This is a genomic window from Nonomuraea sp. C10, assembly GCF_008017515.1.
GTDB lineage: Bacteria > Actinomycetota > Actinomycetes > Streptosporangiales > Streptosporangiaceae > Nonomuraea > Nonomuraea ferruginea.
Window position 1 is genome coordinate 5576025 of record NZ_VPFF01000001.1, and the last position, 22924, is coordinate 5598948.

19 protein-coding genes are annotated in these 22924 nt (G+C 73.8%); 11 read left to right on the forward strand and 8 right to left on the reverse strand.

All coding sequences use genetic code 11. The annotated features are described in order from the left end of the window. Positions 1 to 124: 124 nt before the first annotated feature. The 4 genes from FR742_RS25550 to FR742_RS25565 all read left to right on the forward strand — a co-directional run bounded on the left by FR742_RS25550 (position 125) and on the right by FR742_RS25565 (position 5744). Positions 125 to 3385: a glucodextranase DOMON-like domain-containing protein gene (locus FR742_RS25550; RefSeq protein ID WP_148033282.1), complete on the forward strand. Its 3261-nt coding sequence runs from the start codon at positions 125 to 127 to the stop codon at positions 3383 to 3385. A gap of 12 nt (positions 3386 to 3397) precedes the next feature. Further along, on the forward strand, positions 3398 to 3547 hold the full coding sequence (locus tag FR742_RS25555; RefSeq protein ID WP_148033283.1) for an acetamidase/formamidase family protein: 150 nt from the start codon (positions 3398 to 3400) through the stop codon (positions 3545 to 3547). Positions 3548 to 4067: 520 nt separating this feature from the next. Next, positions 4068 to 5132, forward strand: a complete 1065-nt coding sequence (locus tag FR742_RS25560; protein ID WP_148033284.1) for a cellulose binding domain-containing protein — start codon at positions 4068 to 4070, stop codon at positions 5130 to 5132. Positions 5133 to 5276: 144 nt separating this feature from the next. After that, positions 5277 to 5744, forward strand: coding sequence for a hypothetical protein (locus FR742_RS25565; RefSeq protein WP_148033285.1), 468 nt, complete (start codon positions 5277 to 5279; stop codon positions 5742 to 5744). A 206-nt stretch (positions 5745 to 5950) separates the two neighbouring features. Here the strand turns inward: FR742_RS25565 and FR742_RS25570 are convergent, their stop codons facing one another. From FR742_RS25570 to FR742_RS25580, 3 genes are read right to left on the reverse strand one after another with little or no spacing between them, the layout of a single operon-like run. Then, positions 5951 to 7051, reverse strand: coding sequence for a 5-methyltetrahydropteroyltriglutamate--homocysteine S-methyltransferase (locus FR742_RS25570; protein WP_148033286.1), 1101 nt, complete (start codon positions 7049 to 7051; stop codon positions 5951 to 5953). Between the two features lie 6 nt (positions 7052 to 7057). Further along, a complete protein-coding gene (locus FR742_RS25575; RefSeq protein ID WP_148033287.1) occupies positions 7058 to 8575 on the reverse strand; it encodes a long-chain fatty acid--CoA ligase in 1518 nt (505 codons plus the stop codon). A gap of 50 nt (positions 8576 to 8625) precedes the next feature. Next, positions 8626 to 9450 (reverse strand): PaaX family transcriptional regulator C-terminal domain-containing protein, encoded by an 825-nt coding sequence (locus tag FR742_RS25580; protein ID WP_261808743.1) that lies wholly within the window; start codon positions 9448 to 9450, stop codon positions 8626 to 8628. 86 nt (positions 9451 to 9536) lie between these two features. Here FR742_RS25580 and FR742_RS25585 point away from each other — a divergent pair, with 86 nt between their 5' ends. The 5 genes from FR742_RS25585 to FR742_RS25605 are packed head-to-tail and all read left to right on the forward strand — an operon-like array spanning position 9537 to position 14048. Further along, positions 9537 to 10733 (forward strand): ABC transporter substrate-binding protein, encoded by a 1197-nt coding sequence (locus FR742_RS25585; RefSeq protein WP_148033288.1) that lies wholly within the window; start codon positions 9537 to 9539, stop codon positions 10731 to 10733. 3 nt (positions 10734 to 10736) lie between these two features. Next, positions 10737 to 11492: an ABC transporter ATP-binding protein gene (locus FR742_RS25590; RefSeq protein WP_148033289.1), complete on the forward strand. Its 756-nt coding sequence runs from the start codon at positions 10737 to 10739 to the stop codon at positions 11490 to 11492. Continuing rightward, positions 11489 to 12172 (forward strand): ABC transporter ATP-binding protein, encoded by a 684-nt coding sequence (locus FR742_RS25595; protein ID WP_148033290.1) that lies wholly within the window; start codon positions 11489 to 11491, stop codon positions 12170 to 12172. Before FR742_RS25590 ends, FR742_RS25595 begins: the two co-directional genes overlap by 4 nt. Further along, on the forward strand, positions 12169 to 13029 hold the full coding sequence (locus FR742_RS25600; protein ID WP_148033291.1) for a branched-chain amino acid ABC transporter permease: 861 nt from the start codon (positions 12169 to 12171) through the stop codon (positions 13027 to 13029). The genes FR742_RS25595 and FR742_RS25600 overlap by 4 nt, the downstream gene beginning before the upstream one ends. Then, positions 13026 to 14048, forward strand: coding sequence for a branched-chain amino acid ABC transporter permease (locus FR742_RS25605; protein ID WP_261808744.1), 1023 nt, complete (start codon positions 13026 to 13028; stop codon positions 14046 to 14048). The genes FR742_RS25600 and FR742_RS25605 overlap by 4 nt, the downstream gene beginning before the upstream one ends. Here FR742_RS25605 and FR742_RS25610 read toward each other — a convergent pair. The 4 genes from FR742_RS25610 to FR742_RS25625 are packed head-to-tail and all read right to left on the reverse strand — an operon-like array spanning position 14045 to position 17673. Next, entirely contained in the window at positions 14045 to 14419 is a 375-nt protein-coding gene (locus tag FR742_RS25610) for a YchJ family protein (RefSeq protein WP_148033292.1), read from the reverse strand. The two genes, FR742_RS25605 and FR742_RS25610, sit on opposite strands and share 4 nt — an antisense overlap. 4 nt (positions 14420 to 14423) lie before the next feature. Beyond that, a complete protein-coding gene (locus tag FR742_RS25615) occupies positions 14424 to 15272 on the reverse strand; it encodes an NAD-dependent protein deacetylase (RefSeq protein WP_222709053.1) in 849 nt (282 codons plus the stop codon). Positions 15273 to 15306: 34 nt separating this feature from the next. After that, positions 15307 to 16926 (reverse strand): ATP-dependent DNA helicase RecQ, encoded by a 1620-nt coding sequence (locus FR742_RS25620; RefSeq protein ID WP_148033294.1) that lies wholly within the window; start codon positions 16924 to 16926, stop codon positions 15307 to 15309. 48 nt (positions 16927 to 16974) lie between these two features. Continuing rightward, positions 16975 to 17673, reverse strand: a complete 699-nt coding sequence (locus FR742_RS25625; RefSeq protein WP_148033295.1) for a polysaccharide deacetylase family protein — start codon at positions 17671 to 17673, stop codon at positions 16975 to 16977. Positions 17674 to 17781: 108 nt separating this feature from the next. Between FR742_RS25625 and FR742_RS25630 the strand changes: the two genes are divergently transcribed. Both FR742_RS25630 and FR742_RS25635 read left to right on the forward strand, forming a co-directional pair. Further along, positions 17782 to 19695 carry a heparinase II/III family protein gene (locus FR742_RS25630; RefSeq protein WP_148033296.1) on the forward strand — a complete coding sequence of 638 codons (1914 nt, stop codon included), beginning with the start codon at positions 17782 to 17784 and terminating at the stop codon, positions 19693 to 19695. Then, a complete protein-coding gene (locus FR742_RS25635) occupies positions 19692 to 20813 on the forward strand; it encodes a substrate-binding domain-containing protein (RefSeq protein WP_148033297.1) in 1122 nt (373 codons plus the stop codon). The genes FR742_RS25630 and FR742_RS25635 overlap by 4 nt, the downstream gene beginning before the upstream one ends. An 11-nt stretch (positions 20814 to 20824) precedes the next feature. Here the strand turns inward: FR742_RS25635 and FR742_RS25640 are convergent, their stop codons facing one another. Continuing rightward, positions 20825 to 22699 (reverse strand): DUF2264 domain-containing protein, encoded by a 1875-nt coding sequence (locus FR742_RS25640; RefSeq protein ID WP_148033298.1) that lies wholly within the window; start codon positions 22697 to 22699, stop codon positions 20825 to 20827. Between the last annotated feature and the right edge of the window lie 225 nt (positions 22700 to 22924).

Consider the following 22924-nt stretch of genomic DNA (forward strand, 5'->3'; position numbering starts at 1 on the left):
CGCCCCTGCCCCGTCAGCGTGGCGGCTCACCCGCGGGGTTGACACGCGGGCGGTGACGGTCTTGTCTGCAAAGGGGATTACCAGGCACGGGGCGGGGCGCGTGCGGTTCCAGAGGGAGCTTCGCATGGCTGCTGTCCGCCGGTTCGCGCTCGCCCTGGTCGCCGCCGCCTCGCTGGCCGGGGCGCCGCCGCTGCCCGCGCACGCCGCCCCCGCGCCCGGCGGGCCCGGCTCGGCGTCCCACTTCGGGCTCGCGCGCAAGGACTGCGTCGGCACGTCCGCGGGCCGCGAGTCCAAGGTCTGGTTCACGGTGGCGGGCGGCGTGCTGTCCGACGTGTACGAGCCCACCATCGACAACACGAACGTGGAGACCATGCGGTTCGCGGTCACCGACGGCCGCACGTTCACCGAGCTGCAGTCCCGCGACACGACTTATGAGGTGACCACCAGCCGTTCCGGCATGGCCTGCACCGTCACCGCCACGAGCAGGGCCGGCCGCTACCGGCTGACCACCACGTACGTCACCGACCCGGACCGGGACGCCGTCGTGGTCAGCGCCCGGCTGCGGCCCGCGAACCTGCGGCTGTACGCGCTGCTGGACGCGAGCGTGAACGGCAACGGCGGCGGCGGGACCGCGAACGGCGGCGCCGACAGCGGCACGGTCGACGCCGCCACCGGCGCGCCGGTGGTCTCCGACGTGAACACGGTGACGTCCGCGCCCGGCCGCGACTACGCCGTGCCCACCCACCTGGCCCTGCGCGCCGAGCGGCGGCTGCCGGAGGCGAGCGTCGGCTACGCGGGCACCGGGAGCGACGGCGCCGTGCAGCTCGACGGCGCACGCTCGCTCACCCCGTACACCGCCGCCCCGGACGGCAACGTGGTGGCCGCGGCCCGGCTGCCGCTCGACCGGTCGGGCGAGGTGACGTTCGCGCTCGGCTTCGGCCGCACCAAGGCCGCCGCGCTGCGCACCGCGGGCGACGCGGCCGGGCGTCCCTTCGCGGCGACGCTGGCCCGGTACGAGGCGGGCTGGACGGTCTACGACGCCGGGCTGCGGCGCCCGCCGGGACCGCTGGCCGACCGCTACCGGCTGTCGGCGAACGTGCTCAAGGCCAGCGAGGACAAGACGTTCCCGGGCGCGGTCGTCGCCTCGCTGGGCAGCCCGTGGGGGCAGGCCGTCGACGCGGGCGCCGAGGTGGGCGGCCGGGCCGTCTACTTCGGCTCGTACCGCCAGGTGTTCGCCCGCGACGCGTACGAGACGTTCACCGGGTTCCTCACCGCCGGGGACCTGGCCACGGCGCGGGCCGTGACCCGCTTCCTGTTCGAGCGCCAGCAGCTGCCCGACGGCCGGATGCCGCGCAACTCGCTGATCAACGGGAGGCTCGCCCCCGACTCGGGCGGCGACCAGCTCGACGAGACGGCGTTCCCGATCCTCATGGCCTACCAGGCGGGGCTCTCCGGCGACCGGAAGCTGTGGCCCCGGGTGCGGGCGGCGGCCGACTTCGTGGTCGCGCACGGGCCGGCGTTCGGCGTGGAGCGGTGGGAGGAGCAGTCGGGCCACTCCCCGTCCACGATCGCCTCCCAGATCGCCGGGCTGGTCGCCGCCGGGGAGATCGCCTCCCGGCAGGACGACCCGGCCAGGGCCAGGCTCTACCGGGCGACCGCCGACCACTTCGCCCGCTCGGTCAAGGGCTGGACCGTGACCACGACGGGCCCGTACGCGGACCGCTACTTCCTGCGGCTGTCGCGCCACGGCGACCCGGACGCCGCCGACTCCTACAACCTGGGCAACGGCGCGCCGACCGAGGACCAGCGGCGGGTCGTCGACGCGGGCTTCCTGGAGCTGACCAGGCTCGGCGTCCTGCCGCCCGGCGACCCGGACGTGCTGGCCAGTCTCCAGGTGGTGGACCGGGTCATCCGGCGGACCACGCCGAACGGCCCCGGCTGGTACCGGTACGGCTCCGGCACGGAGGGCACCGAGGACGGCTACGGCGACTGCTACGAACCCGACCCGACCGCCTGCGCGCCCACCGGCAGCCCGTGGCCCACCACGAACACCGGCTCCGGCCACCTGTGGCCCGTCCTGTCCGGCGAGCGCGCCGAGCACGCGCTGCAGACCGGCGACCGGGCCGCCGCCGGATCGCTGCTGGACGCCATGCACGCCATGTCGTCCGGCACCGGCCTCGTCCCCGAGCAGACGTGGGAGAACCCCGCGCTGCCCGCCTCCCCGTACGGGTCCGACCCGGCGACCGCCTCCATCGGCTTCACAGCCGGCGGGCCCGCGGGTTCGGCCTCGCCGCTGACCTGGGCGCAGGCCCAGGAGCTGCGGCTGATCCTGTCGCTGGCCGAGGGCCGCCCGCTGGAGCAGCCCGAGGTGGTCCGCCGCCGCTACGCCGACCGCGGCATGCCGGGAACCGTCCCGCTCACGGTCACCGCCCCCGAGGACGGCGCGACCCCCTCCGGCACCTCCGTCACCGTCACCGGCACCACCGCGCCGGGAGCGCGGGTCGACGTCGCCGCCACCCCGGTCGACACGGGCGCCCCCGCCCGGCTGGTGTCGGTACGGGCCCGTACCGACGGCTCGTTCACCGCCGCGGCGCCGGTCTCGTTCGGCGAGGTCGCGCTGGTCGTCACGGCGACCGCGGACGACCGCACCGCCTACGCCCGCCGCTCGGTCGTCGGCGACATCACCGGGGCCACGACCGTGCTCGACGTGACCGACCCGGACGGCGACGACCACGGGCCCGGCACGTACGCCTACCCGACCTCGCCCGACTTCCACGACGGCGCGTTCGACCTGCGCCGCTTCCAGGTGATCACCGACGAGACCACCGTCTACCTCCGGGCCGAGGTACGCGACCTCACCCCGACCTTCGGCAACCAGATGGGCGCCCAGCTGCTCGACGTCTACGCCCAGGACCCGCAGGTGGCCGAGCGGTCGGCCGAGGCCGCGTTCCCGCAGCGCAACCACCGCCTCGCCGACCCGTGGACGCAGCGGGTGGAGGCGCAGGGGTTCGCCGCGCCCGTGTGGGTGACGGCCGGCGGGACCGCGCTGCCGGGCGCCGCGGTGCGCGCCTCGGGCGCCACCAGGACGATCACCGTCGCGCTGCCCCGGGCGTCGTTCGGCACACCGGGCCCCGGCTGGCGCTTCGCCGTCGTGCTCACCGGCCAGGACGGCTTCAGCGCCGACCAGGCCAGGGGCTTCGCCCCCACGCCGCAGCCGTTCCAGTTCGGCGTGTGCGCGCCGGGCGGCGCCGAGCCCATCTGCTCGTCCGCCCCTGGCGCGGTGCCGAAGGCGCTCGACGTCGTCCTGCCGGCGGGCGTCTCCCAGGCCGACGTGCTGAACCCGCTGCCCGGCCCGGTGACCATCCCCGCCGTCCCCGTACCCTGAGGGGGTCCTGACATGGCCGTCCACGAGATCCGCATCGACCCGAGCCAGCCACCGTCCTACGCGATCTGCAGCGTGGTAGTGAACCTGCGGATCAGCCGGCTCGTGGACGTGCCCGGCTTCCTGGTGTCGGCACTGCTGCCGGAGGACATCTTCGCGAGTTAGCGGTTTTCGCACGCGGTGGCCGCGCCGGGCGCGGACGGTTGTCCGCCTCTCTGTCGCTCCTGTCGGGCTTCCGCCGACGGCTTCTGCTCCGGGGGCGCCTTTCGCCCGACGAGCCCGGTGACTCTCTGCTGAGTCGCCACCGGCCCACGTCCGGGGAGCGCGAGGGGCGGGAGCCCCTCGCCCGGGGCGGAGCCCCCAGGAGTACAACCCGAGTTGTCAGGCGCGAAGCGCCTTCCGAGGCGAGGACCGCGCCCTTGCGGGGTCGAAGGGGCGGAGCCCCTGGGGAGCGCGGCCCGAATCGGGTCGGCGCGGAGCGCCTGAAGGTGAGGACCATGCCGTTGAGGTGCAGGTGCCGGTGACTGGGGTGGTTCGTATCAGCGTCCGTTCGCGGCCTGGCGTTCTGAAAGTTACAGGGCTGCCTCGTCCGTCCGCGCAGGTCACCGCCCACCGGCGGGCCGGCCGCCTTTCCGGGTCGGGTCGGGCTTCTTACGATCTGCGGAGGCGACGACGGGAGCGGGCGATGGCGAGGGCGCGGGTCATCCTGGTGGCGGTGCTGGCGTTGGTGGCGGCGATGCTCGTGGCCGCGAACGGGACCGCGGCGGGCGCGGCCGCGACCCGGATCATGCCTCTCGGCGACTCGATCACCGGCTCCCCCGGCTGCTGGCGTGCGCTGCTGTGGAACCGGCTGCAGGACACCGGTTACCAGGACGTCGACTTCGTCGGCACCCTCCCCCCGCAGGGCTGCTCGGTCGCGTACGACGGCGACAACGAGGGGCACGGCGGCGCGCTCGTCACCAACGTGGCCCGCCAGAACCAGCTGCCGGGCTGGCTGGCGGCCACCAGGCCGGACGTCGTGCTGATGCACTTCGGCACGAACGACGTGTGGAGCAACGTCGCGCCCGCCACCATCCTCGGCGCGTTCACCACGCTGGTGGGTCAGATGCGGGCGAGCAACCCGGCGATGAGGATCCTGGTCGCGCAGATCATCCCGATGAACCCGAGCACCTGCGGCGAGTGCGCGCAGCGGGTCGTGGCCTTCAACAACGCCATCCCGGCCTGGGCCGCGGGCATCTCCACCGCGCAGTCTCCGGTGGTGGTGGTCGACCAGTGGACGGGGTTCAGCACGAGCGCCGACACCTACGACGGGGTGCACCCGAACGCGGCGGGCGACCGCAAGATCGCCGACCGGTGGTACCCGGCGCTGGTGGACGTCCTGTCCGGCCCGCAGCCGACGGTCACGCCCACCGTCACCCCCACGGTCACCCCCACCGTCACGCCGCCGGGCGGCTGCACCGCCGTGTACCGGAACACGAACCAGTGGCAGGGCGGGTTCCAGGGCGAGGTGACGGTCACCAACACGGGCGCCGCCGCGACGAGCGGGTGGCGGGTGTCGTGGACGTTCGCCGACGGGCAGCGCGTCACCCAGATCTGGAACGGCACCCTGGCGGCCTCCGGCGCGAACGTGACCGTGACGCACGTCGGCTGGAACGCCCTCCTCTCCCCCGGCGGGTCGACGAGTTTCGGTTTCCTGGCGTCATGGAACGGCACGAATGCCGCGCCCACCCTTTCATGCTCGACAACCTGACATTTCTCGAAATGTCGCCCAGCATTTCTCGTACAACTTTCAACGTTGCGGAATCGTGACGACCACACTTCGGCGAAACTCGGCTGACCCTCGTCAGATCACGGTGAAACGACCGCTTAAAGGGAAAGCCGAGACACGATTCCGATGCCGAAAAACTGTAAAAATCGAGCGATAAAGGTCTTCACCGCCCTCCTGGCCTCGGTCGGGCTGGTGTATCTGGGCGTCACCGTCCTCGTGCGCGGCACGGACGCGGCCGACGAGGTCGCCGGCGTCATCGGCGGCTTCGTCGTGCTCCTCACCATGCTCGGCCTGCTCAGGGCCAGGGGCGAGCCACCGCCCCGGCGCGGCAAGGCCGCCCGCGGTGCGCGCCCGGAGGCCGTGGCAGGACCTCCGGTCAGCCTCACCAACACCGGCGCCCACGCGCTGATGACCGCGCTCGGCCTCCCGGCCCGCCCCTCGTGCGACCGGCAGTCCGGCGGTCCCGAGTGCGGGCGCCTCGTCAACGCCCGCCCTTTCGCCGCGCCCGCCGAACACGCCGCCGGCCCCTGCGCAGGGAAGGCCGGGCGCCCCGTGGTGGTGGTCGTGCTCAACCGCGCGGAGCCCCGCCTCTGACGGACGCGGGAAGACCGGGCCCCGGTGGCGGGGCCCGGTCAGGGAGGGTGCGGGTCAGATCGGCCCATTGCCCGGCGGCGGAGTACCTCAAGAATTAATCACAATAAAAACGGATAAATGAACACCCTCTCGTTCACAGAGAAGATAACGGCGTCCAGCCGTACCCTCATCGGAAAAAGGGCTGACGGGGCCGTCCGGACGGGCCGTCAGCCCCACACCTCCCGGGCGGTCTCCGCGATCAGCGCCAGTTTGGCGAACTGCTGGTCGGAGGTGAGCACGTTGCCCTCCACCGTCGAGGAGAAGCCGCACTGCGGCGAGAGGCAGATCTGGTCGAGGTCGACGAACTTGGCGGCCTCGTCGATGCGGCGCTTGAGGGTGTCCTTCGACTCCAGCTCGCCACGCTTGGTGGTGACGAGCCCGAGGACCACCATCTTGCCCGGCGGCACGAACCGCAGCGGCTCGAAGCCGCCCGAGCGCTCGTCGTCGAACTCCAGGAAGAACCCGTCGACGGCCAGCTCGGAGAAGAGCGCCTCGGCCACGAAGTCGTAGCCCCCGGCGGCGGCCCACGAGGAGCGGAAGTTGCCGCGGCACATGTGGGTGGTGATGGTCATGCCCTCGGGCTTGGCGGCGAGCGCGGCGTTGATCTGCTTGATGTAGCGCAGGTGCATGTGATCGGCGTCGTCCCCGCGTCCGGCCAGTTCGGCGCGCTGGGCGGGGTCGTTCAGGTAGGCCAGGCTGGTGTCGTCGAACTGCAGGTAGGTGCAGCCCAGCTCGCCGATGCGGCGCACCTGCTCGGCGTAGGCGGCGCTGAGGTCGGCCCAGAACTCCTCCACGTCCGGGTAGACGTCCGGGTCGATGGCGGCGGGGCCGCCGCGGTAGTGGACCATGCTGGGCGACGGGATGGTCAGCTTGGGCACCGCGGTGGTGACGGTGTCGCGCAGGAACGCGAAGTCTCCGGCGAAGATCGGCTCCTCCAGCCGGATCCTGTCGTGCACGCGCAGGGCGGCGGGGGTGAACTCGATGTCGCCCCGCTCGTTGTGGAAGCGGACCGTGATGTGCTCGTCCGAGGCCTGGCCGATGCCGCCGAGCCGGTAGATGAAGTCCATGTGCCAGGAGGCGCGCCGGAACTCGCCGTCGGTGGCCGACTGCAGGCCGATCTCCTCCTGCCTGCGCACGACCTCGCGGATCGCCTCGTCCTCGATCTCGCGCAGCGCCTCCCCGGACAGGGTCTCCCTGGCTTGGAGCAGCCGCTGGGGTCGCAGCAGGCTGCCGACGTGGTCCGCGCGGAACGGCGGTGAGGTGCGCATGCGGGGTCATCTCCTCGTGTCACGGGGATCGGGCGGGCCGGAGCCGGCCTCGCCGTAAAGGGCTCTGATCCGGGTCTTGAGCAGCTTGCCGGCCGCGTTCCTGGGCAGCTCGGGCACGAACTCCACGTGTTTCGGGATCTTGTAGCGGGCCAGCCGCCCGTACAGGTGGGCGATCAGCTCGTCGGCCCGCGCGCCCGTGCCGGCGCGGAGCACGACGAGGGCCTTGCCGACCTCGCCCCACTTGTCGTCGGGGACGCCGATGACGGCGACCTCGGCGACCGCGGGATGGCTGTAAAGGGCGCTCTCCACCTCGGCCGGGTAGACGTTCTCGCCGCCGGAGATGAACATGTCGCCGATCCGGTCGGAGATGCGCACGTACCCGTCCTCGTCGGCCACCCCGATGTCGCCGGAGCGGAACCAGCCGTCGTCCGACAGCACCTCGGCGGTCTCCTCGGGCCGCTTCCAGTAGCCGGGCGTGACGTTCGGGCCCTGCACGTACACCTCGCCCGGGCTGCCGGGCGCGGCGGGAGAGCCGTCGGGGGCGACCAGCTTGACGTCGGAGAAGAAGCACGGGACGCCGGCCGTGCCCGCCTTGGCGATCGACTGCTCGGCGGCCAGGAACAGCGCGCCGGGCGCGGTCTCGGTCATGCCGTAGCCCTGGAGGAACGTGAGCCCGCGGTCCTGGTAGAGGCGGATGAGCGGCTCGGGCACCGGGGCCCCGCCGCACAACAGGTGGCGCAGGCTCGTCAGGTCGGCGTGCGGCCAGCGGTCCGACTGGGCGAGGAAGGTGAACATGGCGGGCACGCCGAACATGACCGTGACGCGTTCGGCCTCGACGAGGTCGAAGGTGCGGCCGACGTCGAAGGACGGCTCCAGGACGACCCGGCCGCCCTTGAGCACGGTGGGGACGAGTGTCTGGGCGAGCGCGGCGATGTGGAACATCGGGGCGCTGATCAGCGTCACCTCGTCGTGCCGGAAGGGCACGTCCACGAGCAGGTTGAAGGTGTTCCAGATGAGGTTGGCGTGGGTGAGCACGGCGCCCTTGGGCCGCCCGGTGGTGCCCGAGGTGTACATGATCAGGCACATGTCGTCCTGGGCCACGGGCTCGTCGAGCGGCGCGGGGTCGCCCGAGGCCACCAGGTCCTCGTACTCCCCCGCCCCGATGTGCCGTCCGGGCAGCCCGGCGCCGTCGTGGCCCTCCCCGAGCAGCAGGATCTCCGCGCCCGCGTCGCGCAGGACGTAGTCCAGCTCGGGCGCGGCCAGGCGGGTGTTGAGCGGCACGAAGACCGCGCCCAGCGCCCCGGCCGCGAAGAACGTCTCGACCAGCGCCGGGTGGTTGGCGCCCAGGTAGGCGATCCGGTCGCCGCGCCGCGCGCCGAGTGCGCGCAGCGCCGACGCGAGCCGGTCCACCCGCGTGGCCAGCTCGCGGTAGGTGCGCCGGTCATCCCGGTACGTGAGAGCCACCCCGTCGGGCGTCATCCGGGTCCTGCGTGCCGGCCACGAGCCCAGCCCCTGATTCCGCATCGCGCTCCTCGACGTTCTCGCCATCAAGTTAGGCCACTATGCAACGGCTGTCACGGTTCTGCCCAACATAGATCGGGAACGGTGTCGAGGAGCTCGTCGGCGATCGCCGTCGCCTCCGGCTTGAACCGCCGGTGCAGCGCGTGACAGAGCCGCTGGGCCTTCTCGGCGGGCCAGTCGGGCGGCAGGTGGCGCAGCGGCAGCCGGGGATCAGTCCTGATGATCTGCAGCCACTCGGTGAGCAGCAGCAGCGAGCGGGCCAGGTCGTCGGGCGCGGCCGGCACCGGGTCGGGCCGGTCCCACCGGCGCAGGAACCCCTCGTAGCGCCGGCCCAGCCCCGCCAGGTCGTAGGCGTCGGCCACCAGCGCCTGCATGTCGGTGGGATGCCGGGGCTCGGCGGAGAACACCTTCACGCCGCCCAGGTCGTCGATCAGGCCGGAGGCGTCGACCTCGCCTGGAGCGATCCACAGCCCGTTCTGCAGCGGGCCGAACCCGGCCCAGATCAGCCGCGAGCGCAGTTCGTGCCGCTGCCGCTGCCACGACTCCGGCAGCGAGAAGCCGACCAGGGTCCACCGGTCGCCTGCGGCGTCGTTGACCACGCCGGTGTGCCAGATCCGCCGCTCGCCGTCCTTGAGCACCTCGGCGCTGGTCGGGGTGAGCCCGAAGTACATGCGCCGCCCCGCGCGCTGGCGGCGCAGCAGGCCGCGCCGGACCATCCGGGTGAGGGTGGACCGGGTGGCCTCCTCGGAGATGCCGACCCGGCCGAACGCCTCGATGAAGCTGCCGGAGAACACGCAGGAGCGTCGGCCGTACACGTGATCGCCGAGAAAGGTCAGGATCACCGATTGCGGCCGCACGCCGCCGTCCCGTTCCACCACAGCCCGCTCCGCCGCAATGTTAGGCATTGTCTTGACAGCCGTAATGTACCTGCCTACATTCGGGCCACTCCCACCAGGAGGTCCTGATGCGCAAGCTTCTACCGTTCCTGGCAAGTCTCGCCGTGGCGCTCGCCGCGTGCGGCGGCAACGGCGGCGGTGGCGGCGGCTCCGGCGCCCAGGACCCGATCCGGGTCGGCCTCATCGTCTCGCTCACCGGCAACTACACCCCGCTCGGCAGCGAGGACAAGAAGGCGGTCGAGCTGGCCGTCGAGCAGGTCAACGCGCAGGGCGGGCTGCTCGGGCGGCAGGTCGAGCTGGTCGTGCGGGACGACAAGACCGCGCCGGACCAGGGCATCGTGGCCTACAACCAGATCAAGGGCGAGATCGACGCGCTCATCGGCCCGGTGTTCTCCAACTCGGCGCTGGCCATCGAGCCGCTCGCGCAGCGCGAGAAGATGCCCTACCTGTCACTGGCCCCGGCCGTCGAGCAGGTCGAGCCGATCAAGTCGTACATCTTCGTCACGCCCGCGCTGTCGAGCATGTACGCCGAGCGCTACCTGCAGTACATCCAGGCCGAGGGCATCAAGACGATCGCGGTGGCCTGGGACTCCAAGAGCGCCTACTCGGTCTCCGGGCACGAGTCCATGGTCGCGCTCGCGCCGAAGTACGGGGTCACGATCGCGGTGGACGAGCCGTACGAGACCACCACCGCCGACTTCAGCCCGGTGTTCCAGCACGTGCGCGACTCGGAGGCGGAGGCTCTGGTGTTCTGGGGCTCGGGCGCGCCGGGCGTGACCGCGGCCAAGCAGTACGCGGCGTCCGGGCTGAAGACGCCGCTGTTCCTGACCGCGTCGCAGGCCAGCAAGCTGTGGCTGGAGCCGATGGGCGAGGCCGCCGAGGGCATGACGGTGCAGAGCGCGATCGGCGTGGTGGGCGAGCACCTGCCGGACGGCAAGCAGAAGCAGGTCATCGAGCAGATGGCGAAGCCCTACCAGGAGAAGCACGGCTACCCGCCGCCGCAGTTCGCGCAGGACGGCTACAGCGCGAGCCTGCTGCTGTTCGAGGCGATCAGGAAGGCGGGCGGCACCGACAAGGAGAAGGTCCAGCAGGCGCTGGAGACGATGGACCTGATCACCCCGAACGGCCGCTTCCGCTACTCCCCCACCGACCACTCCGGCCTGACGCCCGAGTACATCTCGGTCAACACGGTGCGGGACGGCGCGTTCGTGCCGACCGAGTGGGCGCGGGAGCAGCTGACCAAGACTGTCGCCGGGCTGGGGTAGCGGGTGCTGGCGGTCACCGGGGTGTCGCGCTCCTTCGGCGGCGTCTACGCCGTGCGGGACGTCTCGCTCGCCGTGGCCGAGGGCGAGCTGTGCGCCATCATCGGGCCGAACGGGGCGGGCAAGTCGACGCTGTTCAACCTCGTCACCGGCCACCTGGCGGCCGACCACGGGGAGATCGCCTTCCTCGGGCACCGGGTGGACCGGCTGGCGCCGCACCGGCGGGCCCGGCTCGGCATGTCGATCGTCTTCCAGGGCGCGCGGGTGTTCCGCGGCATGACGGTCCGGGAGAACGTCATGGTCGGCATGCACGGCCGTACCCGGTCGGGGTTCGTGTCGGCGGCGCTGCGGCTGCCCCGCCACCGGCGCGACGAGCGGGAGATCGGCCGTGAGGCGGACGCGGCGCTGGCGCGGGTGGGGCTGGCCGAGTGGGCGGGACGGCCGGCCGACCGGCTGCCGATCGGCCAGCAGCGGGCGCTGCAGCTGGCCCGCGCGCTGTGCGCGCGGCCCCGGCTGCTGCTGCTCGACGAGCCCGCCTCCGGGCTGCGCGGGCACGAGCGGGAGCGGCTGGCCGCGCTGGTGGAGGAACTGCGCGCGGACGGGCTGACGATCCTGCTCATCGAGCACGACGTGGGGTTCGTGACCCGGCTGGCCGACCGCGTCGTGGTGCTCGACCTGGGGCGGGTCATCGCCGACGGGCCGCCGGCCGAGATCCGCGAGGACCCGCTCGTGCTCGCCGCCTACCTCGGACAGGCCTCATGATCGACGTCACCGACCTGGTGGTCTCGTACGGCACGGCCATCGCGCTCGACCATGTCACGCTCGCGGTGGGCAAGGGCGAGATGGTGGCGCTGCTCGGCCCGAACGGGGCGGGCAAGTCGACGCTGGCCAACACGCTGGCCGGGCTGCTCACTCCGGCGTCGGGCACGGTTTCTGGCACGGTTTCTGGCACGGTGCGGGTGGAGGGCAGGCTGGCGCTGGTGCCGGAGGGCCGCCAGCTTTTTCCGGATATGTCGGTCGCTGACAACCTGGCGCTCGGCGGCTGGCGTTCCGGGCAGCGCGACCCGGCCCCGGTCTACGAGCTGCTGCCGCGCCTGGCCGAGCTGGCCGGGCGGCGGGCGGGCGTGCTGTCCGGCGGCGAGCAGCAGATGGTGGCCGTCGGGCGGGCGCTGATGTCCCGGCCGCAGGTGCTCGTGGTGGACGAGCTGTCGCTCGGCCTGGCCCCGAACATCACCGCCGACCTGGCCGCCCACCTGGCCACGCTCAACCGGGAGCAGGGGCTGGCGGTGCTGCTCATCGAGCAGAACGCGCGGCTGGCGTTCGAGCTGTGCTCGCGCGCGTACGTGCTCGAATCGGGGCAGGTGCGTGCGGAGGGGGCGTGCGCGGAGCTGGCGGACGACCCGCGGGTGGCCAGCGCCTACCTGGGCGGGGCGATCACATGAGCGCGTTCCTGACGTACCTGCTGAACGGGCTGGCCGTGGGGTGCGCGATCGCGCTCATCGCCAGCGGGCTGGTCGCCATCCACCGGGTGACCGGGGTGGTCAACTTCGCGCAGGGCACGTTCGCCGTGGTCGCGGGGCTGTGCACGTCCTCGCTGCTCGGGCTCGGGGTGCCGCACGGGGTGAGCGAGGCGGCGGCGGTCCTGCTGGCCGGCGTGGCCGGGCTGCTGACCGGGCTGGCCGCGATCGGCCGGCCGGGCACCACGCCGCTGTCGTCGCTGATCATCACCCTCGGGGTCGGGGTGCTCGCGTACGCGGTCGAGATCGTGCTCTGGGGCGACCAGCCGCGCTCGGCGCCGGGGCTCGCCGGGTCGGTGACGATCGCCGGGGCCCGGATCCAGACGCAGCACCTGCTCGTCATCGCCGTCACCGCCGCCACGTTCGTGCTGCTCGCGCTCTTCTTCGGGCGCACCTACCTGGGCAAGGCGCTGACCGCGTGCGCCTCCAACCCGTACGCGGCCCGCGTGGTCGGCATCGACACCCGGCGGATGGGGCTGCTGGCGTTCGCCCTCGGCGGGCTGCTCGGCGGGCTCGCCGGGGTGCTGATCACGCCGCTGCGGCCGATCTCGTTCGACACGGACGTGACGCTGATCGTGAACGCGTTCGCCGCGGCCGTGTTCGGCGCGCTCACCCGCCCGGTCGTGGCGCTCGGCGGGGCGCTGCTGCTGGGGGTGGCCGAGACGATGGCCGCCGGGTACGGGTACGGCTCCCACCAGCTTGAGGTGGCGCTCGGGCTCATGCTCGTGGTCATGATCGTGCAGGCGAGCCGCCGGTCGGCCATCCATGAGGAGGCGGTGTGAGGAAGATCGCCGCCGGGGCCGCGGCTGTACGAACTGCCGCCGGGGCCGCGGCTGTACGAACTGCCGCCGGGGCCGCTGCTGTGGCCGTCGCGCTGGGGTTGCCGCTGGTGCTCGACGACAGCGCGCTGGCCGTCTACGTGCTGCTCGGGCTGGCGGCCATCGTGACCGTCGGGGTGTCGCTGCTGATGGGGTTCGCCGGGCAGGTCTCGCTCGGGCAGGGCGCGTTCTACGGCGTCGGCGCGTACACGGCGGCGCTGCTGGCGCTGAGCGGGTTCCCGCCGCTGCTGGGGCTGGTGGCCGCGCCGCTGATGGCGGCCGTCTTCGCGGTGCTGATCGGGATGCCGCTGCTGCGGCTGCGCGGCCACCATCTGGCGTTCGCGACGCTGGCGGTGCAGCTCATCCTGCTGTCGCTGGCGGGGCAGCTGGAGTTCACCGGAGGCGACATCGGGCTGCAGGGCATCCCGCAGTTCGGCATCGGGTCGTGGGAGATGGACAGCGCGGCCGCGTACGCCTGGCTGACGTGGGCGGCGCTGGGGCTGGTCATGCTGGTCACGCACCACGTCATCGCCTCGCGGCCCGGACGGGCGCTGCGCGCGCTGGCCACCAGCGAGACGGCCGCCGCCTCCTCCGGCATCCCGGTGGGCCGTTACAAGCTGGTCGTGTTCGCACTGTCGGCCGCGTTCGCGGGGCTGGCAGGCGGCATCTACTGCTTCTACACCGGATACGTGGCGCCGGGGTCGTTCCCGGTGCTGATCTCGATCCAGTACATCGTCATGGCGGTCGTGGGCGGGCTGGGCACGGTGTGGGGCGCGCTGGCGGGGGCGAGCGCGATCACCCTGCTCGTGCAGGGGCTCGACCGGCTGGCCGCGCTGCCGGGGATGCCGACCTACGCGCCGAGCGTGCTGTCGTACGCGGTGTACGCGCTGGTGCTGATCGGGGTTGTGCTGTTCCTGCCGCAAGGGCTGGTGCCGGCGCTCACCCGGCGGGACCGGCCGGGGCGGCGCGGGCAGGCCTCCTAGAGAGCGCCGGAGTAGACCCAGCGGCCTTCGTGGCGGACGAACCGGCTGTGCTCCTCCATCTCGCCCGGCTTGCCGCGGTGGACGTAGTGGGCGCGGAAGCGGACCGTGCCCTCGGTGTGGACGACGCTGCCGCCGGTCGTCTCCAGGATCTCCAGCCGCACCCAGCGCGTCTTCCGCTCCAGGTCGATGCCGGGCGGGCGGCTCGCCGGGTGCCAGGTGCGCATCAGGTAGGCGGAGTCGCGGACGCTGAACGCGGCGAACCGCGAGCGCATCAGCTGCTCGGCCGTCGCGGCGGCGGCCTCGCCGCGGTGGAACCGGCCGCAGCAGTCGGCGTAGGCGGCGGGCAGGCCGCAGTGGCAGGTGGCGGGCATGACCCTATTGTGCCCGCAGCGGCGACGTGGTCGCGGTGAGAGCGGTGAGGGTGACGCCGAGCGGGGCGTCGACGGTGAGGGTGGCGTGGTGGTCGCCGCCCGTGGCCCCCTGGTTGACGATCGCGATGGGCAGGCCGAGCGCGGCGGCCCGGTCCACGAAGCGCAGGCCGGAGCGGATGGCCAGCGACGAGCCGAGCACGAGGAGCGCCCGCGCCGACCCGACGAGCTCGAAGCACCGCTCGACGCGCGGGCGCGGGACGTTCTCGCCGAAGAACACCACGTCGGGCTTGAGCACGCCGTCGCACGAGCGGCAGCCGACCAGCCGGAAGCCCTCGACCTGTTCGTCGGTGAGCACCGCGTCGCCGTCGGGGTTGATCTGCCCCGCGTCGGCCGCCCAGCCGGGGTTGGCGGCGCGCAGCCGCAGGTCGAGCTCCGCCCGAGGGGTGCGCTCGCGGCAGGACAGGCAGACCACCCGGTCCAGGCCGCCGTGCAGCTCGATCACCTGCCGCGCCCCGGCCGCCTGGTGGAGCCCGTCGACGTTCTGGGTGACGATGCCTGACAGGAGGCCGCGCCGCTCCAGCGCGGCGACCGCCCGGTGCCCGGCGTTGGGGAGAGCGGCGCCGATCTGCCGCCAGCCGACGTGGCTGCGCGCCCAGTAGCGGCGGCGCGCCTGCTCGCTGCCGACGAAGCGCTGGTAGGTCATCGGCTGGGCGTTGCGGGACCGGCCGGTCGGGCCGCGGTAGTCGGGGATGCCCGACTCGGTGGACAGGCCCGCCCCGCTGAGCACCACCACCCCGCCGCACTCCACCAGCCCGGCCAGCCGGCCGAGCGCGGTGCCTTCTGCTACGGTCACGTCTCCATGGTGCACGACCGGGCGGGATGCCCGGTCACCCGGCCTCGCGCAGCAGGCCCTCCTCTGTGACGGCCGACAGCAGCAGCTCGCGGTAGCCGCCCTCGTGGAACAGCACGGTCAGCCGGTCCTCCTCACGGCGGATGACCTCGCCCGGCCCCCACTCGACGTGCTCGACGCGGGCGTGCATCGGGAACCGGACGTCGCCGGCCGGCTCCGGGTGGGACGCGGTGCCGGCCAGGCAGGTGTCGCAGGCGCCGCACGGGCCGGGCAGCCGCTCGCCGAAGTAGCCGAGCAGGAAGCCGCGGCGGCAGTCGCGGGTCTCGGCGTAGCGGCGCATCATCTCCAGCCGGGTGCGCTCCACCTCCCGGTGCCGCTCGGCGACCTCGCGGGCGGCCCGTGCCGCCTCCTCCGGGGCGGGCGCGTCCTCGGCGGCGGCGACGGAGCGGGTGCCGAGCCGGACCGCGCCCGCCTTTTCCAGCAGGTTCAGCAGCGACGTGACGCGGCGGGCGGTGATGCCGAGCCGTTCGCGCAGATGCTTGCGGTCGGTCCGCCCGCCCTCCTCGCCGATGGCGCGGGCGACCGCGGCCAGCGCGTCCTCGTCCGGCAGCCCGCCGGTGAAGAACCGCTGCATCCCCAGGTCCTCCGCCCGGTAGAAGAGCACCGCCGCGGCGGGCTCGCCGTCCCGGCCCGCCCTGCCGATCTCCTGGTAGTACGAGTCGAGCGAGCCGGGCACCTGGGCGTGCACCACGAACCGGACGTCCGGCTTGTCGATGCCCATGCCGAACGCGTTGGTGGCCACCACCACGTCGAGCTCCCCGGCCATGAACGTCTCCTGGACGGCGTCGCGGTCGGCCCGCCGCATCCCGGCGTGGTAGGCGGCCGCCCGCACGCCCCGCTCGCCCAGCCGTCCGGCCAGCTCGGCGGCCCGCTTGCGGGTGGCGGTGTAGACGAGTCCGGGCTTGGCCAGCGCCTCGACGGCCTCGGCCACGTCCTCGCCATCGCCGGTGGTCCCCCGTACCTCCAGGCTGATGTTGGGGCGGTCGAAGCCGCACACCACCTCCAGCGGGTCGCGCATGCGGAGCCGTTCGACGATCTCGGCCCGCACCGGGGGCGCGGCCGTCGCGGTCAGCGCGGCCACGACCGGCCGGCCGAGAGCGTCGGCGACGGCGCCCAGCCGCAGGTAGTCGGGCCGGAAGTCGTGGCCCCAGGCCGAGACGCAGTGGGCCTCGTCCACCACCAGCAGGGACGGCTTCGCCGCGGCCAGCTCGCGCACCACGTCGGGCCTGGCGAGCTGCTCGGGCGCACAGAACAGGAACTCGGTCTCGCCCGCGCGCAGCGACTCGAACGACGACTCCCGCTCGCCCTTCGAGGTGCCGGCGTCCAGCCTGACCGCCTGCTCGTCACGCTCGCGCAGCGCCTCCACCTGGTCGCGCTGGAGCGCGATCAGCGGCGACACCACCAGCGTCGGCCCGTCCAGCAGCAGCGCGGGGACCTGGTAGACGGCCGACTTGCCGCCTCCCGTCGGCATGACCACGAGCGTGTCGCGGCCCTCCGCCAGCGCCGCCATCGCCTCGGGCTGGCCGGGCCGCAGCTCGTCCAGCCCGAGAGCCTCCCTGGCCACCTGTTCCACCCGCCGCTCGGCGCTCGTCCCCATCCGGCCTCCCGTCCGCGAAGGCTCTCCTCTGCCCCTCGGTCCCGGTTTTCACTCCTGGCCGAGCAGTTCGGCCACGGTCACGAACCGGTACCCGTCGGCCCGCAGCCCGGAGACGACGCCGCCGATGGCCTCGCGAGTCCGGGCGCCGCTCTCGTACCAGGGATGGAGCAGCACGATCGAGCCCGGCCGCACCTGCTCGCGGACCTCGGCCACGATCCGCTCCGCGGCGGGGGTGCGGCCCGAGTCGGGCTCGACGTCCCACATCACCGTGACCCGCTCCCGTTCGGCCAGGTAGAGAGGGAGCGCGAGCAGCTTCTTGCCGGTGGGCGGCCGGAACGGGATGTCGCCGCGCTGCCCGGCGGCGCGGATGAGCGCGTCGGTCGGCTCCACCTCTTCGGCCACGGTCGAGCCGGACACGAACACCATCCTGCGGTGCGTGAACGTGTGGTTGCCGAGCTGGTGGCCGGCCCGCACCAGCGCGGCCGCGTGCTCGGGGCGCGCGCGCACCTCCGACCCGACGACGAAGAACGTGGCACGCACCCGCTCCTTCGCGAGCACGTCGATGATCTCCCGCGTGTGCTCGTCGGGACCGTCGTCGAAGGTGAGCGCGACGACCTTCTCCGCCGTCTCCACCCGGTCGACCAGCTTCCCCGCGAGCTGGAACGTGCGTGCGTTGACCAGCTCGTAGCAGCCCCACGCGGCTACGAGGACGAGCGCCGCCACGGCGGCCCACAGTTTTCTTTTCATGATCCAGAGGAGTGTAAGGGTTCGATCACTTGCTCCATGGAGGTTCGCGGGTGAATCATCTTCGATCAGGTTCGATCGGTACTATGAGGTGGCTCCCGAGGAGGGACTATGACGAACACGGCGACCGGCCCGCCCCTCCGGGCCGCGGAGACCGCCCGTCCCGGCCCACTGCTCAGCCTCTGGGGAGCGGCCGCCTCTCCGGGCGCGCTGGCCCGCGTCCTGCTGGATCCCGGCCGCGCGCTGCCCGCCCCCGACCTGGCGGGCGAGCCGGCGCGGCGGGCGCTGGAGCCGGTGCGCGAACGGGCGGAGGCCGAGCGCGGCTCTCCGTGGCCGCAACCGCTCGCCTCGCAGTACGCGCGCTACTTCCAGGACGGCGACCGCACGGTCTACGAGCGCAACGTGTTCGACCGCCAGGACCGGCTGACCCGGGCCGTGCTCATGGCGGCGGCCACCGGCGACGACGGGTGGCTGGCCGAGGCCGCCGACGGGATCGTGCTGCTGTGCGAGCAGAGCTCGTGGTGCTGGCCGGCGCACGAGGAGTCCTGCCGGCCGCGCGGCGCCGTGCTGCCGGACCCGGCCGCCCCCTGCCTCGACCTCGGCGCCGGCGACGTGGCCGCCCAGCTCGCCTGGGCCGACCAGGCGATCGGCGAGCGGCTGGACGAGCGCTTCCCCGGCGTGCGCGAGCGGGTGCGCGCCGAGGTGCGGGCGCGGGTGCTGGAGCCGTTCACCCGGCGGCGCGACTGGCACTGGCTCGGACTCGACGGTCAGGTCCACAACTGGTGCCCGTGGATCTGCGGCAACGTGCTGGTCGCCGCGCTGCGCCTGGCCGAGCCGGGTGAGGAGCGGGCGCTGCAGGTCACGTTGGCCGTCGAGGGCGTCGACCGCTATCTGGCGGCGCTGCCTCCCGACGGGTCGGTGGACGAGGGCTACGAATACTGGTGGAACGGCGCCTGCCGCGCGCTGGAGGCGCTCGACGTGCTGGCGCACGCCACCTCCGGGGTGCTGGACGCGGCCGGGGCGCCGGTGGTCCGCGCGACCGTGCGCTTCCCGTACCTGATGCATCTGGGCGGCGGGTGGTACGTGAACGTCGCCGACGCCCGCGCGCGGCCGCCCGCCGGCCAGCCCTGGGACGTGCTCCACCGGTGGGCGCAGCGGGTCGGCGATCCCGACGGGGTCCGTCACGCGGCCGCCCAGCGCGCCACCGCCGTCTCCCCCGCCGCCGAGCTGGGGCGGGTCATGACCGCGCTGGGCGACCCGGCGTGGCTGGAGGCCGAGGCCGCCGGGCCGCCGCTGGTCGCCTCCGCGTGGCTGCCGGGCACCCAGATGGGCGTCGCGCGCGCGGCCGGCGGCACCGACCGGGGGCTCGCGCTCGTGGTCAAGGGCGGGCACAACGCGGAGAACCACAACCACAACGACGTCGGTTCCGTGATCGTGGCCGTCGACGGGGTGCCGGCCGTGGTCGACGCGGGGCGGCCCACGTACACGGCGCGGACGTTCGGGCCCGACCGCTACGCGATCTGGACGATGCGCGGTGACTGGCACAACGTGCCCGAGGTCCGCGGCACGCCGCAGCGGGCGGGCGCGTCCTACCGGGCCAGGGACGTCGAGGTGGCCGACGAGCCCGGCCTCTTCCGGGTACGGCTGGACCTCGCGGCCGCCTACCCGGTCGGCGGGCTGGAGCGGTGGTGGCGGACGGCGCTGCTCGACCGGTCGTCCGGCGAGGTGACGATCGAGGACGCCTGGCGCTTCACCGGCGACGGGGAGCCGAGCGCGCTGCGGTTCCTCCTGGCCGGCGAGGTCCGGCAGGACGGGCCCGGGGAGGTGGAGGTGCGGCCGCCCGGCGGCGGGCGGGCCGCGGTCCTCACGTGGGACCCGGAGCGGGCGGCCGGTTCGCTGACCGTCCGCGAGCTGGACGACCCGATGCTCACCGCCGTGTGGGGCGACCGGCTGACCCGGCTGGAGCTGGCCCTGCCCGGCACCGCCGAAGGGTCGGTCCTGGTGCGGGTGGGGGTGCGGGGATGACCGGGACCGGTTCGCCGGCGCCGCTGCCGGACGAGCGCCGCGCCCAGGTGGTCGAGCTGCTGCGGCAGCGCGGCGTGGTGCGCGTCACCGACCTGGCCGAGGAGCTGGACGTCTCCGCCATCACCATCCGCCGCGACATCGCGTTGCTCGCCTCCCAGGGGGTGATCCGGCGGGTGCGCGGCGGGGCCGTGCTGCACGGCGGCGCGCTCGTCGGCGAGCCGGAAGGGGCCGCGCCGCCGCAGCCCGTCCCCGAGGAGAACGGCGGCGAGGCGCGGCGGCTCACGATCGGGATGGTCGTGCCGTCGCTCGACTACTACTGGCCCGACGTGATCCGCGGCGTCCGGCAGGCCGCAGCGGCGGCCGGGGCCAGGATCGTCCTGCGCGGCGCCTCCTACCAGGCGGCCGACGAGCGGCGGCAGCTGTCGTGGCTGGTGGAGTTCGTGGGCGTGGACGGGCTGCTCGTCGCGCCCACGACCACCGGCGACGACGGCGAGGAGCTGGTGCGGTGGCTGCGCCAGGCGCCCGTCCCGGTCGTGCTCGTCGAACGCGCCGCCACCATCGGTCCCTACCAGGAGGCCATGGAGTCCGTCGTCAGCGACCACGCGCTCGGGGCCGCGATGGCCGTGCGCCACCTGGCCGCGCTCGGGCACCGCCGGATCGGGGTCATCACCACCGAGCAGAGCCCGACGGCGCCGCACGTGCGGCGCGGGTGGCGGCAGGCGAGCGAGGAGCTCGGCCTGGAGGGCGCCCCCGACCTGACCGTGGTCGACCGGCGTGATCCCGGCTGGACGGCGGCCCTGGACCAGATCCTCGACGCCTGCCTCGCCACGGGCACCACGGCGCTGCTCGTCCATCCGGATCCGGAGGCGATCGGCCTGGTCGAGCGCTGCCAGGAACGCGGCCTGCGGGTGCCAGGAGACCTGGGGGTGGTCACGTACGACGACGAGGTGGCCGAGCTGTGCGACCCGCCGCTGTCGGCGGTGCGTCCGCCGAAGGCGGCCATCGGGCGCGCGGCGTTCGCGCTGCTGGCGGCCCGCCTGGCCGACCGGGACCCGCACCGCCCGGCCCACCGCGTGGTCGTCGAGCCCCGGCTGATCGTGCGCTCCTCCTCCGCCTGACCGCCGTCCCGTCAGCGGAGGAGGGCGGGAAGGTCGAGGGTGTCGGTGACGCCGTCCGGCCAGGTGATGCGGCCGGTGGTGGCGGTCCAGGCGATCTCGGGGGCCGGGGAGGCGGCCGTGCCGAGGTGGACGCCGGCGACGTACCAGCGGCCGGGCTCGGCGGCGGTGGTGGTGCCGCACCAGGGGATGAAGGTCTCCGGGGACAGCGGGGTGGCGTCGTCGGCGCGGGTGACGTCCGCCAGGTCGAGGCCGGGGCCGGGGACGATCAGGGAGTCGGAGGCCGACGAGACCGGCCAGCCGCCGATCCGCAAAGGAGACGTGCATGGGGCGGCCACCTGGACGAGCCGGACCTCCCAGGGGCCGCGCAGCGCGGACACGACCGTGAGCGTCGGGCCGGGGGTGACGGCGCCGGCGCGGCCCGAGCCGTGGTCCGGGGCGTCCAGGCCGGGCTCGACCCAGTGGGCCCGCCAGCGGGAGGCGCCGAGCGCGGTGCCGGTGGGGAGGCGGTCGGCGAGGAGGGCGTCGAAGCCGGTGCGGTGGCTGGGCCGGCCCGACGGGTCGAGGAGGGTGACCGACTGGTCGAGCGGGTCGGCGGCGTGCGGGCCGGCCAGGACGGGCGAGGTGGCGGTGGAGTAACCCAGGCGGGCGTAGAGCGGGGAGTCGGACAGCTGGTCGCCGGGCAGCGCGTGGTCGGTGCCGTGGTTGACGACGCGGACGACGCCGTCGGCGCGGGTGCCGGAGACCAGCCAGCCGGGTGACCGGATCGCGAGCTGGAAGTCGCCCTCCTCCACCGGCAGTGGCTCCTCGACGGCGGTCCACACGGGGTGGTCGGCGGGCAGCGCCAGGCCGTACAGGCCCTTGGCGGCCCAGTAGGGCGAGCCGGTGCCGGAGTAGGACTGGGCGATCGGCCGCCACGGGCCGTGCCAGCCGAGCGTCAGCAGGCCGTCGTCATCGGGGGCGCCGCGCTCGGCGAAGTGGCGGACGATGCCGGAGGCGGCGCGGCGCAGCAGGCCGGGCGACCCGACCCCGGCCCTGGCGCCCGCCCAGAACGGGGCGGCGGCGGCGAACCGGTAGGTGAGGCTGCGGCCCTGGATGAGCGGCGACCCGTCGGCGCCGACGAGGTGGACGGCGTCGCGCAGGAAGCGCTCCAGCCTGGACAGGTAGGCGGGGCGGCGGGTGTCGGCGGCCGGGTCGCCAGCGGCCATCTCGGTCCACAGCAGCGGGTAGAAGTGCAGCGCCCAGCCGACGTAGTGGTCGTAGGCGCGTTTGTCGCCGTCGGCGTACCAGCCCTGCTCGCGGGCGAACCCGTCGGTGAGCGCGAGCCCGGCCTCGATGTCGGCGGGAGAGCACGGCCCGCCGACCGAGGCGAGGAACTGCTCGACCACGATCTGGAACCACACCCAGTTGATCGGCGGATACCAGGACCCGATCGCCGGGGCCAGATAGGCGACCACCCGCTCCCGGACGCCCTCGTCGAGCCGGTCCCACAGCCACGGCCTGGTCAGGTGGAGCACCAGCGCGATGGAGGCGGCCTCGACCTTGGCCTGGTCGTGCTCGTCCAGCCGCACCCAGCGCTCGGGGGAGCCCGGGTCGGTGCCGGCGGCCAGGCCGCGCGCGTACCACTCCAGGTGGCCGTGCGGGTCGCGGCCGCCCTCGCCGGCCACCCGGAACCCGGCGGCCAGGAACGTGCGCGCGAACCCTTCCAGCCCGTCCACGTCGGGGCCGTAGCCGCCCGGCTCGCCGGGGAAGGAGATCCGCGCGTGCGAGGGGGACGCGTGGCGCCGCGCCGACAGCAGGAGGTGGTCGGCCAGCGCCGCCCAGTGGTCGCGGGTCCAGCCGGTGTGGGGCGAGAGTTTCCGGTCGTCCAGCTCCCGCAGCCAGCGCATCGGGCCTCCCCAGTCAGCGATGAGTTCAGGCGATGCTGGCATCACCGAGCGAACACGTCAAGCAAACACTGATCAAAAGCGCTCACTTCGATCAGCCTTCACGCCGAAATGCGCCGCCAAGCCTGACCTTGACGATCGATAACGATCGCATAGCGCCCTGAAGAGATCTTGACGTGATTGAAATGATCGGACATGATCAGCGACACTGGTAAGCGCTTGCTGCCG